The sequence below is a fragment of the Streptomyces litchfieldiae genome (assembly GCF_031845365.1).
GTDB lineage: Bacteria > Actinomycetota > Actinomycetes > Streptomycetales > Streptomycetaceae > Streptomyces > Streptomyces litchfieldiae.
Genome location: NZ_JAVREL010000018.1, coordinates 55,420 through 67,595, shown reverse-complemented (window position 1 = coordinate 67,595; position 12,176 = coordinate 55,420). Strand labels below are relative to the sequence as shown.

The following is a 12,176-nucleotide window of genomic DNA, read 5'->3' as shown; positions in this document are numbered from 1 at the left end:
GTCAGCGTGCCACCCCTGACCGCCCGCGTCATGGAGGCGCCCGGGGTCTTGAGAGGGGAAGCTCAAGACCCCGGGCGGGGGCCGGGCGGGGAACCCCGGCGGTCGGGCGGCTGAGGGAAGCCGCCTCAGTGGGTGGTGGCCCGTTCCGCCCCGGCCCCGGTGAGGGCCCGGACCTGGAGCCTGGCGAAGCGCTGATCGTCGCTCTCGGAGGACATCAGCGTGCCGACGATGGCGCAGACCAGGCCGAGCGGGATGGAGACCAGGCCCGGGTTCTCCAGCGGGAACCAGTGGAAGTCGACGCTCTCGGGGAACAGCGAAAGGTTGTTCCCCGCGGCGTCCACGCCCTTGCCGGAGACCACGGGCGAGAAGAACACCAGGCCGACCGAGCTGATCAGCCCGCCGTAGATGCCGGCCACCGCGCCCGTCGTGTTGAACCGGCGCCAGAAGAGGCTCAGCAGGATCGTCGGCAGATTCGCCGAGGCGGCGATCGCGAAGGCCAGCGCGACAAGAAAGGCCACGTTCAAGTTCTGCGCGAAGACCGCCAGCACGATGGCCACGATGCCCACGCCGATCGCGGCGAACCGCGCCACCCGGACCTCTTCCTGCCCGCTCGCCTTCCCCTTGCGCAGCACGCTGTTGTAGAAGTCGTGCGCCAGCGACGAGGACGAGGCGATGGTGAGCCCCGCCACCGTGGACAGGATCGTGGCGAACGCGACGGCCGCGATGAACGCCAGCATCACCGCGCCCCAGAAGTCGCCGCCGAAGTGGTCGCCCACCGCCTCGGCCAACTGCGGGGCCGCCGTGTTCCCGGCCGTGTTCTGCTCGGTGATGGCCTCGTGCCCGACGATCGCGGCGGCGCCGAAGCCCAGGACCAGGGTCAGCAGGTAGAAGGTGCCGATGATGCCGATGGCCCAGTTGACCGACTTCCGCGCGGTCTTGGAGTCCGGCACGGTGTAGAAGCGGATCAGGATGTGCGGCAGGCCGGCCGTGCCCAGCACCAGCGCCAGGCCAAGGCTGATCAGATCCAGCTTGTTGATCATCGTCTGCCAGGCGTCGCCCGCGACTTCGACGCCGTAACGCTGCCCCGGTTCGAGGAACGCGTCGCCCGCGCCGCTGGCCGCCGCCGCGTCGTTCATCAGGGAGCCGAAGTTGAAGTCGTACATCGACAGCACCAGCAGCGTGACCAGCAGGGCGCCGCCCATCAGCATCACGGCCTTGATGATCTGCACCCAGGTGGTGCCGGTCATGCCGCCGAACGACACATAGGTGACCATCAGGATGCCCACCACGACGATGCCGACGATCTTCGCCACGTCGGCGCTCATGCCGAGGTAGGTCTCGCCCTCCTCGATGCCCAGCAGCAGCGCCACCAGCGCGCCCGCGCCGACCATCTGCGCCAGCAGATAGAAGATTGACACCGTCAGCGTGGAGACCGAGGCGGCGGTGCGCACCGGGCGCTGCCGCATTCGGTACGACACGACGTCCGCCATCGTGAACCGGCCGGAGTTCCGCAGCAGTTCGGCCACCAGCAGCAGCGCCACCAGCCAGGCCACCAGGAAGCCGATCGAGTACAGGAAGCCGTCGTAGCCGAAGAGGGCGATCGTGCCGGCGATGCCGAGGAAGGACGCGGCGGACATGTAGTCGCCGCCGATGGCGAAGCCGTTCTGAATGCCGGAGAAGCCGCGCCCGCCGGAGTGGAAGTCGGTCGCCGACTTGGTCTGGCGGCTGGCCCACACGGTGACGCCGAGCGTGGTCGCGATCAGCAGCGTGAACAGGATGACGGTGATCAGCCGCTCCTGGTTGGTGGTCTCCGCGGCCAGCGTGATCATGAATCCTCACCCTTCCGCGCGCCGGGAACGGTGGGCCCGCTCTCCAGTTCCTCGCGCAACTCGTCGGCCAGCGGGTCGAAGTGGCGGTTGGTGTAACGGGAGTACAGGACCGCGATGCCGAAGGTGGTCACGAACTGGAGGAGCCCGAAGAACAGCGCGACGTTCGCGCTGCCGACGACCTTGGTGGACATGAAGCCGCCCGCGTAGGCGGACAGCAGGACGTAGAGCAAATACCACGCGAGGAAGGCAACGCTCGCCGGGACGACGAACCGCAGCAGCCGGCCGCGGAGTTCGCGGAAGCGGGGGTCGTCGTGCATGGCCGCCGAACGGGTCTCCAAGTCACCGTCCGGCGGAGGCCCGCTGGCCTCGGGTGCGGAGTGTGTCGTCGTCATCACGGCTCCTGTCGAGTGCAAGTGCTCCGGGAAATGTAAGGAGCGTCACACAACAGGGTCACGGGGCCGACGGCGCCACTCGACGAACGGTCGATATCCGCGCCGAGCGGGCGACCAGGGGGCGCCTGCCCCGGCGCGGGAACAGCGAACGGGCCCCGCGCCGCATGAAAGTCATGCGGAACGGGGCCCGTCCGGTGGCTCGCGCCTGCGGTCAGCTCACTTGAGGATCTTGGTGACCTGGCCGGCGCCCACGGTCCGGCCACCCTCACGGATGGCGAACTTCAGGCCCTCCTCCATGGCGACGGGCTGGATCAGCTCGACGCGCATGTCGGTGTTGTCGCCGGGCATGACCATCTCGGTGCCCTCGGGGAGGTGCACCACGCCGGTCACGTCCGTCGTCCGGAAGTAGAACTGCGGGCGGTAGTTGTTGAAGAACGGGGTGTGACGGCCACCCTCGTCCTTCGACAGGATGTACGCGGTCGCCTCGAACTCGGTGTGCGGGGTGACCGAACCCGGCTTGATGACGACCTGGCCGCGCTCGACATCCTCGCGCTTGATGCCGCGGAGCAGCAGACCGACGTTCTCACCGGCGCGGCCCTCGTCGAGCAGCTTGCGGAACATCTCGATACCGGTGACGGTCGTGGTGGCCTTCGCCTCACGGATACCGATGATGTCGACGGTCTCGTTGACCTTGAGGATGCCGCGCTCAATACGGCCGGTCACCACGGTGCCGCGACCGGTGATGGTGAACACGTCCTCGATCGGCATCAGGAACGGCTTGTCGACGTCGCGCTCCGGCTGCGGAATGGACTCGTCCACGGCCTTCATGAGCTCCAGAACGGTCTTGGACCACTCCGGGTCGCCCTCGAGGGCCTTGAGCGCCGAGACCTTGACGACCGGCACGTCGTCGCCCGGGAACTCGTACTCGGTGAGCAGCTCACGGACCTCGAGCTCGACGAGCTCCATGATCTCCTCGTCGTCCACCATGTCGGCCTTGTTCAGGGCGACAACGATGTACGGCACGCCGACCTGACGGGCCAGGAGCACGTGCTCCTTGGTCTGCGGCATCGGGCCGTCGGTGGCGGCCACAACCAGGATCGCGCCGTCCATCTGGGCGGCACCAGTGATCATGTTCTTGATGTAGTCCGCGTGGCCCGGGCAGTCAACGTGAGCGTAGTGCCGGTTCTCCGTCTGGTACTCGACGTGCGCGATGGAGATCGTGATACCGCGCTGACGCTCCTCGGGCGCCTTGTCGATGTTCTCGAACGCGAACGTCTCGTTCAGGTCCGGGAAAGCGTCGTGCAGCACCTTGGTAATCGCCGCGGTAAGCGTCGTCTTGCCGTGGTCGATGTGACCGATGGTGCCAATGTTGACGTGCGGCTTAGTCCGCTCGAACTTCGCCTTCGCCACTGGGGTCCTCCTGTGGACTGGTGCTGTACGCCCCCCGCGTCTTGCGGAAGGTTTTCAGATGGTCGACCGAACCGGTCAGGACCCCGAGGGGGACGCCCTTGACCGCTTCGCTAAAGGGCTGGGCATCGGGGGCGGAATGCCCCCGATTGCCCGTTGCTCCAGCTTAAAGGGTTACTCGCCCTTGGCCTTCGCGATGATCTCCTCGGCAACGTTCTTGGGAACCTCGCCGTAGGAATCGAACTGCATGCTGTAACTCGCGCGACCGGAGGTCTTGCTGCGCAGGTCACCCACGTAACCGAACATCTCCGACAGCGGCACGAGCGCCTTGACGACCTTGGCGCCGCTGCGGTCCTCCATGGCCTGGATCTGACCACGCCGCGAGTTGAGGTCGCCGATCACATCGCCCATGTAGTCCTCGGGCGTGGTGACCTCGACGGCCATCAGCGGCTCCAGGAGAGCCGGGCTGGCCTTCCGCGCGGCCTCCTTGAACGCCATCGAACCGGCGATCTTGAACGCCATCTCGGAGGAGTCGACGTCGTGGTACGCGCCGTCGAGCAGGGTCACCTTGACGCCGGTCAGCGGGTAGCCGGCGAGCACGCCGAACTCCATCGCCTCCTGGCAGCCCGCGTCCACCGAGGGGATGTACTCCCTGGGGATGCGACCACCGGTGATCTTGTTCTCGAACTCGTACCCGTCGCCCTCCAGCGGCTCCAGGCTGATCTGCACCTTCGCGAACTGACCGGAACCACCGGTCTGCTTCTTGTGGGTGTAGTCGACCTTGTCGACGGCCCGGCGCAGGGTCTCCCGGTAGGCGACCTGCGGCTTGCCGACGTTGGCCTCGACCTTGAACTCGCGCTTCATGCGGTCGACCAGCACATCGAGGTGCAGCTCGCCCATGCCCGAGATGATCGTCTGGCCGGTCTCCTGATCAGCCTTGACCTGGAAGGACGGGTCCTCCTCGGCCAGGCGCTGGATCGCGATGCCCAGCTTCTCCTGGTCGCCCTTGGACTTGGGCTCGATGGCGACCTCGATGACCGGCGCCGGGAAGTCCATCGACTCCAGGATCACCGGCTTGGCCGGGTCGCACAGCGTCTCACCGGTGGTGGTCTGCTTCAGGCCCATGACCGCGACGATGTCGCCCGCGCCGACCCGCTCGATCTCCTCACGCTTGTTCGCGTGCATGCGGTAGATCTTGCCGATCCGCTCCTTCTTCTCCTTCACGGAGTTCTGCACCTGCATGCCCGCGGTGAGCACGCCGGAGTAGACCCGGATGAAGGTGAGCTTGCCCAGGTGCGGGTCGCTCGCGATCTTGAAGGCGAGAGCGGCCAGCGGCTCCTCCTCGGACGGCTTCCGCAGGATGACCTCCTCCGGGTCCCGCGGGGAGTGCCCCTCGACGGCCTCGATGTCCAGCGGCGACGGCAGGTACCGCACGACCGCGTCGAGCAGGGGCTGAACGCCCTTGTTCTTGAACGCGGTGCCACAGAACACCGGGGTGATCGTGGTGGAGCCCTCGGCGCCGGTGGACGCGAGGGTGACACGGCGGATCGCCGCGTAGAGCTGCTCCACGGAGGGCTCCTCACCCTCCAGGTACAGCTCCATCACCTCTTCGTCGTTCTCCGCGACAGCCTCGACCAGCTTGCCGTGCCACTCCTCGGCCTGGGCCTGAAGGTCCTCGGGAATGTCGACGACGTCGTACATCTCCCCGAGCTTGGTCTCCTCGGACCACACCAGGGCCTTCATGCGGACGAGGTCCACCACGCCCTGGAAGCCCGCCTCGGCGCCGATCGGAAGCTGCATGACCAGCGGGGTCGCGCCCAGCCGGTCGACGATCATGTCGACACAGCGGAAGAAGTCGGCCCCGGTGCGGTCCAGCTTGTTCACGAAGCAGATACGCGGCACGCCGTAACGGTCGGCCTGACGCCAGACCGTCTCGGACTGCGGCTCGACGCCGGCCACACCGTCGAACACCGTGACGGCACCGTCGAGCACGCGCAGCGAGCGCTCCACCTCGACCGTGAAGTCGACGTGTCCCGGGGTGTCGATGATGTTGATGGTGTGATCGACCTCATCGAGCGGCCAGTGGCAGGTGGTGGCGGCCGAGGTGATCGTGATGCCGCGTTCCTGCTCCTGCGCCATCCAGTCCATGGTGGCGGCGCCGTCGTGAACCTCGCCGATCTTGTAGCTCACGCCGGTGTAGTACAGGATCCGCTCGGTGGTCGTCGTCTTGCCCGCGTCGATGTGGGCCATGATCCCGATGTTGCGGACCCTGGCCAGGTCAAGTGAAGTGGTAGCCATCTGGCTTCAGTCTTCTCTCGGTCTCGATGGGGTTGCGACTACCAGCGGTAGTGCGCGAAGGCCTTGTTGGACTCGGCCATCTTGTGGGTGTCCTCACGCTTCTTCACGGAGGCACCGAGCCCGTTGGAGGCGTCGAGCAGCTCGTTCATCAGCCGCTCGGTCATGGTCTTCTCACGGCGGGCACGCGAGTAGCCGACCAGCCAGCGCAGGGCAAGCGTCGAGGAACGGCCGGGGCGGACCTCGACCGGAACCTGGTAGGTGGCACCACCGACGCGCCGGGAGCGGACCTCAAGGGTCGGCTTCACGTTCTCCAGCGCCCGCTTGAGGGTGATCACCGGGTCGTTGCCGGTCTTCTCCCGCAGCCCCTCCATGGCGCCGTAGACGATGCGCTCGGCGGTGGAGCGCTTGCCGTTCAGCAGCACCTTGTTGATGAGGGAGGTCACCAGAGGAGAGCCGTAGACCGGGTCAATGTGAACCGGACGCTTCGGGGCCGGGCCCTTACGAGGCATTCTTACTTCTCCTTCTTGGCGCCGTAGCGGCTGCGGGCCTGCTTGCGGTTCTTGACGCCCTGGGTGTCCAGGGAACCACGGATGATCTTGTAACGAACACCCGGCAGGTCCTTCACACGACCACCGCGCACCAGCACGATGGAGTGCTCCTGAAGGTTGTGGTTCTCACCCGGAATGTAGGCGGTGACCTCGATGCCGTTGCTCAGCCGCACACGGGCGACCTTGCGGAGGGCCGAGTTCGGCTTCTTCGGGGTGGTGGTGAACACACGCGTGCAGACGCCGCGCCGCTGAGGGGAGCCCTCGAGCGCCGGCGTCTTGTTCTTCTCGACCTTGTCCTGCCGGCCCTTGCGGACCAGCTGCTGGATCGTTGGCACCGTTTCTCCGGTTTCTCTGTGCCGATCTCAATAAAGCTAACCCGGGCCACAACACCGACCCACGCGGTCGGGTGTGTCGAAGACTGCAGGCTCCAGCTCCTCATAAAGGTGCGGGGAGCGGATGCAGATCCCGGAGTTCCGGTGCGGCAGGAAAAAGCGCAGGGAACACCCCAGGCACAAGGTCAGAGCGTACCTACCCCAGGGGCTCCGGTCAAAACAAGCGGGCACGGCCGCACAATGGCCCCATGGACACAGGAGGGGACAGCGCCACCGCGCAGGAAGAGTCCGCGTCGAAGGGGGAAACAACGGGGGACGCCACCGCAGACGATACCGAACCCGGACCGAGACCCCGGCGAATACGGCGCCGGCTCTGGCTGCGCGCCCTGCTCGGCCTGCTCACCGCGTTAGCCGTGCTCGTGCTCGCCGCCGCCGGCTACGCGTACTGGCGCACCGACCAGGCACTCGACTCCATCGACCGCATCCCGGACGCGCTGCCCACGCTTCCGGCCGAATCCCAGCCACCGCGCGTCGAGGGCGACGCGCTGGTGTTCCTCCTCGTCGGCCTCGACGACGACGAGACACCCGAACCGGGCCCGGCCTGGCAGGCCGGCGCCGCCCGCAGCGACACCATGATGCTGCTCCAGCTCTCCGGTGACCGCGAGACGGCCTCCGTCGTCTCGTTGCCCCGGGACACCTGGGTGGAGATCCCGGGCTACGGCGAGGCCAAGCTCAACGCCGCCTACTCGTGGGGCGGCCCCGCGCTGATGGTCGAGACCGTGCAGAACCTCACGGGGATCCGCGTCGACCACCTGGCCGTGCTCGACTGGTCCGGCTTCCGGCGGCTCACCGACGCGGTGGGCGGCGTGGAGATCAACGGCGAGCGGCTGAACGGCGAGCAGGCCCTGGAGTACGTCAGGGAACGACGCAGCCTGCCCGGCGGCGACTTCGACCGCACCCGGCGCCAGCAGAACTTCCTGCGGGCGCTGATGACCCAGACCCTGAGCGCGGGCACGCTCACCGACCCGGGCCGGATGAGCGGCCTGCTCGGCACCATCGACGAGGTCGTCAGCGTCGACGACGGACTCGGCAACGACGACATCCGCGGACTCGCCTGGGATCTGCGCGGCATGCGCGCCTCGGACGTCCACTTCATGAACGCCCCGGTGGCCGGCACCGACCGGATCGAGGGCCAGTCCGTGGTCCTGCTGGACGAGGAGGCGGCCGGGCCGCTGTGGGAGGCCATGCGCGACGACGCGATGCCCGCCTTCCTCGCCGGCGACGGGGCCCCCGAGCAGCTCCCGGACGAGGTCCGCTGACCCACCGGGCCGGCGCGGACACGCCGCCGCCCACCCGCCCCGGACGGGGTGGGTGGGCGGCGGTGGGAAACCGGCAGGGGCCGGACGGACGTCAGCCCTGGTACGGGCCGTAGTCGTAGTCCTCCAGCGGGACCGCCTGGCCGGAGCCGCTGCCGAAGGGCGAGTAGTCGATGTCGTCGTAACCGACGGCCGAGTACATCGCGGCCTTCGCCTCCTCGGTCGGCTCCACCCGGATGTTCCGGTAGCGGGACAGGCCCGTGCCGGCCGGGATGAGCTTGCCGATGATCACGTTCTCCTTGAGGCCGATCAGGGAGTCCGACTTGGCGTTGATCGCCGCGTCGGTGAGCACCCGGGTCGTCTCCTGGAAGGACGCCGCCGACAGCCACGACTCGGTGGCCAGCGACGCCTTGGTGATCCCCATGAGCTGCGGACGGCCGGAGGCCGGGTGACCGCCCTCCGCCACGACGCGCCGGTTCTCCGACTCGAACTTCGAGCGCTCGACCAGCTCGCCCGGCAGCAGCTCCGCGTCGCCGGACTCGATGATCGTCACCCGGCGCAGCATCTGCCGGACGATGATCTCGATGTGCTTGTCGTGGATGGCCACGCCCTGCGCGTTGTAGACCTTCTGGACCTCGCCGACCAGGTAGATCTGCACCGCGCGCTGGCCGAGGATCCGGAGCACGTCGTGCGGGTTGGCCGCGCCGACCGTCAGCGGCTGGCCGACGGTGACGTGGTCGCCCTCGCCCACCAGGAGCCGGGCCCGCTTGGAGACCGCGTACGAGGTCTCGTCGGAGCCGTCGTCCGGGGTGACGATGACCTTCTTGGTCTTCTCGGTCTCCTCGATCCGCACCCGGCCGGCCGACTCGGAGATCGGCGCGACACCCTTCGGGGTCCGGGCCTCGAAGAGCTCGACCACACGCGGCAGACCCTGCGTGATGTCCTCACCGGCGACACCACCCGTGTGGAACGTCCGCATGGTGAGCTGCGTGCCGGGCTCGCCGATGGACTGGGCGGCGATGATGCCGACCGCCTCGCCGATGTCCACCAGCTTGCCGGTCGCCAGCGAGCGCCCGTAGCACATGGCGCAGGTGCCGACGGCGGACTCACAGGTGAGCACCGAACGGGTCTTGACGGTCTCGACACCGTGCAGGACCAGCTCGTCGATGAGCACATCGCCCAGGTCGGTGCCGGCCGGGGCCAGCACCTTGCCGTCCACGACGATGTCCTCGGCGAGGCAGCGGGCGTAGACGCTGGACTCGACGTCGTCCGCCTTGCGCAGCACGCCGTCCGCGCCCCGGGCCGCGATCGCCAGCTTGAGGCCGCGGTCGGTGCCGCAGTCCTCCTCGCGGATGATCACGTCCTGGGAGACGTCCACCAGACGCCGGGTGAGGTACCCGGAGTCGGCGGTCCGCAGGGCGGTGTCGGCCAGACCCTTGCGCGCGCCGTGCGTGGAGATGAAGTACTCCAGCACGGTGAGGCCCTCGCGGAACGACGCCTTGATCGGCCGCGGGATGGTCTCGTTCTTCGCGTTGGACACCAGGCCGCGCATACCCGCGATCTGACGCATCTGCATCATGTTTCCGCGGGCCCCCGAGTCGACCATCATGAAGATCGGGTTCGTCTTGGGGAAGTTGTCGCTCATGGTCTCGGCGACCTCGTTGGTCGCCTTCGTCCAGATCGCGATGAGCTCCTGGGTCCGCTCGTCCTTGGTGATCAGGCCGCGCTCGTACTGCTTCTGGACCTTCTCGTCCTGCGCCTCGTAGTTGGCGAGGATGCCCTTCTTCGCCTCGGGCACGACGATGTCGGAGACCGCGACGGTGACGCCGGACCGGGTGGCCCAGTAGTAACCGGCGGCCTTCAGGTTGTCCAGGGCGGCGGCGACGACGACCTTGGGGTAGCGCTCGGCCAGGTCGTTGACGATGCCGGAAAGCTGCTTCTTGCCCACGGACTGGTCCACGAACGGGTAGTCCTCGGGCAGCAGCTCGTTGAACAGCGCCCGGCCCAGCGTGGTCCGCATCCGGAAGCTGTCGCCCGGCTGCCACTCGGGGTCGCCCTCGGCGGGCGGCGGCGGGGTCCAGCCGCGGGGCGGCACCGAGCCCACCGGGAACCGGATGTCGACCTTCGCCTGGAGCGACAGCTCGCCGGCGTCGAACGCCATGATGCCCTCGGCGGTGGAGGCGAACGACCGGCCCTCGCCGATCACCTCGCGCTCCTCCTCGTCGGTGGTGAGGAAGAAGAGGCCCAGCACCATGTCCTGGGTGGGCATGGTCACCGGCCGGCCGTCGGCCGGCTTGAGGATGTTGTTCGAGGACAGCATCAGGATGCGGGCCTCGGCCTGCGCCTCCGCCGACAGCGGCAGGTGGACGGCCATCTGGTCACCGTCGAAGTCCGCGTTGAACGCGGTGCAGACGAGCGGGTGGATCTGGATGGCCTTGCCCTCGACGAGCTGCGGCTCGAACGCCTGGATGCCGAGCCGGTGCAGGGTCGGGGCGCGGTTCAGCAGGACCGGGTGCTCGGCGATGACCTCTTCGAGGACGTCGTACACCACGGTCCGCTGGCGCTCGACCATGCGCTTGGCCGACTTGATGTTCTGCGCGTGGTTCAGATCCACCAGGCGCTTCATCACGAACGGCTTGAACAGCTCGAGCGCCATGGCCTTCGGCAGACCGCACTGGTGCAGCTTGAGCTGCGGGCCGACGACGATCACGGAACGCGCCGAGTAGTCCACGCGCTTGCCCAGCAGGTTCTGCCGGAAGCGGCCCTGCTTGCCCTTGAGCATGTCGGACAGGGACTTCAGCGGCCGGTTGCCCGGGCCGGTCACCGGGCGGCCCCGGCGGCCGTTGTCGAACAGCGCGTCCACGGCCTCCTGGAGCATCCGCTTCTCGTTGTTCACGATGATCTCGGGCGCACCGAGGTCGAGAAGCCGCTTGAGGCGGTTGTTCCGGTTGATGACGCGGCGGTACAGGTCGTTCAGGTCGGAGGTCGCGAAGCGGCCACCGTCGAGCTGCACCATCGGACGCAGGTCCGGCGGGATCACCGGGACGCAGTCCAGCACCATGCCCTTGGGGCTGTTGGAGGTCTGGAGGAACGCGGAGACGACCTTCAGCCGCTTCAGGGCACGGGTCTTCTTCTGGCCCTTGCCGGTGCGGATGATCTCCCGCAGCCGCTCGGCCTCCTCGTCCAGGTCGAAGGTCTCCAGGCGCTTCTGGAGCGCCGCGGCGCCCATCGAGCCGTCAAAGTAGGTCCCGAAGCGGTCACGCAGCTCGCGGTAGAGCAGCTCGTCGCCCTCCAGGTCCTGGACCTTCAGGTTCTTGAAGCGGTTCCAGACCTCGTCCAGGCGGTCCAGCTCGCGCTGGGCACGGTCGCGGAGCTGCTTCATCTCGCGCTCGGCGCCCTCGCGCACCTTGCGGCGCGCGTCCGCCTTGGCGCCCTCGGCCTCGAGCTCGGCCAGGTCGGCCTCCTGCTTCTTGGCCCGGGCCTCCAGGTCGGCGTCGCGGCGCTGCTCGATCTGCTGGCGCTCGACGGAGATGTGCGCCTCCAGCGAGGGCAGGTCGCGCGTGCGGCGCTCCTCGTCCACGTACGTGATCATGTACGCGGCGAAGTAGATGACCTTCTCCAGGTCCTTCGGCGCCAGGTCCAGCAGGTAGCCCAGGCGCGACGGAACGCCCTTGAAGTACCAGATGTGGGTCACGGGCGCGGCCAGCTCGATGTGGCCCATCCGCTCGCGACGCACCTTGGCACGGGTCACCTCGACGCCGCACCGCTCACAGATGATGCCCTTGAAGCGGACGCGCTTGTACTTGCCGCAGTAGCACTCCCAGTCCCGGGTCGGACCGAAGATCTTCTCGCAGAAGAGTCCGTCCTTCTCGGGCTTGAGGGTGCGGTAGTTGATGGTCTCCGGCTTCTTGACCTCGCCGTGCGACCACTGACGGATGTCGTCAGCGGTGGCCAGGCCAATGCGCAGTTCGTCGAAGAAGTTGACGTCGAGCACTCTCGTCAATCCCTCTCAGGGTCGTGTCAGTCAATGGTCTGTCGGGGTCCGGGTGGGGAG

Annotated in this window: 8 protein-coding genes; 1 reads left to right on the top strand and 7 read right to left on the bottom strand. The window is 67.8% G+C overall.

Annotated features, from left to right (window positions below; translation table 11 throughout):
* Positions 1-125: 125 nt before the first annotated feature.
* The 6 genes from RM590_RS26345 to rpsL form a co-directional block, all read right to left on the bottom strand.
* Entirely contained in the window at positions 126-1,829 is a 1,704-nt protein-coding gene (locus tag RM590_RS26345; RefSeq protein WP_311707210.1) for a solute symporter family protein, read from the bottom strand.
* The gene (locus RM590_RS26340; protein WP_311707209.1) at positions 1,826-2,221 is read right to left on the bottom strand and encodes a DUF485 domain-containing protein; all 396 of its coding nucleotides are present in this window, start codon (positions 2,219-2,221) and stop codon (positions 1,826-1,828) included. The genes RM590_RS26345 and RM590_RS26340 overlap by 4 nt, the downstream gene beginning before the upstream one ends.
* Before the next feature lie 216 nt (positions 2,222-2,437).
* A complete protein-coding gene (gene tuf, locus RM590_RS26335) occupies positions 2,438-3,631 on the bottom strand; it encodes an elongation factor Tu (RefSeq protein WP_311707208.1) in 1,194 nt (397 codons plus the stop codon).
* Positions 3,632-3,802: 171 nt separating this feature from the next.
* Positions 3,803-5,926, bottom strand: coding sequence for an elongation factor G (gene fusA / locus RM590_RS26330; protein WP_311707207.1), 2,124 nt, complete (start codon positions 5,924-5,926; stop codon positions 3,803-3,805).
* Between the two features lie 38 nt (positions 5,927-5,964).
* Complete coding sequence (gene rpsG / locus RM590_RS26325) at positions 5,965-6,435, bottom strand: 30S ribosomal protein S7 (protein WP_113689428.1); 471 nt, start codon at positions 6,433-6,435, stop codon at positions 5,965-5,967.
* 2 nt (positions 6,436-6,437) lie between these two features.
* Positions 6,438-6,809, bottom strand: a complete 372-nt coding sequence (rpsL, locus tag RM590_RS26320) for a 30S ribosomal protein S12 (RefSeq protein WP_049572471.1) — start codon at positions 6,807-6,809, stop codon at positions 6,438-6,440.
* Between the two features lie 245 nt (positions 6,810-7,054).
* On the opposite strand from rpsL, the gene RM590_RS26315 reads away from it, so the two are divergent.
* Complete coding sequence (locus RM590_RS26315; protein ID WP_311707206.1) at positions 7,055-8,125, top strand: LCP family protein; 1,071 nt, start codon at positions 7,055-7,057, stop codon at positions 8,123-8,125.
* 91 nt (positions 8,126-8,216) lie between these two features.
* Here the strand turns inward: RM590_RS26315 and RM590_RS26310 are convergent, their stop codons facing one another.
* Positions 8,217-12,116 (bottom strand): DNA-directed RNA polymerase subunit beta', encoded by a 3,900-nt coding sequence (locus RM590_RS26310; RefSeq protein WP_311707205.1) that lies wholly within the window; start codon positions 12,114-12,116, stop codon positions 8,217-8,219.
* Positions 12,117-12,176 lie beyond the last annotated feature (60 nt).

Coding starts and splice junctions, on each gene's coding strand:
- RM590_RS26345 (WP_311707210.1), bottom strand. CDS start 1,829: ATGATCACGCTGGCCGCGGAGACCACCAACCAGGAGCGGCTGATCACC.
- RM590_RS26340 (WP_311707209.1), bottom strand. CDS start 2,221: ATGACGACGACACACTCCGCACCCGAGGCCAGCGGGCCTCCGCCGGAC.
- fusA (WP_311707207.1), bottom strand. CDS start 5,926: ATGGCTACCACTTCACTTGACCTGGCCAGGGTCCGCAACATCGGGATC.
- rpsG (WP_113689428.1), bottom strand. CDS start 6,435: ATGCCTCGTAAGGGCCCGGCCCCGAAGCGTCCGGTTCACATTGACCCG.
- RM590_RS26315 (WP_311707206.1), top strand. CDS start 7,055: ATGGACACAGGAGGGGACAGCGCCACCGCGCAGGAAGAGTCCGCGTCG.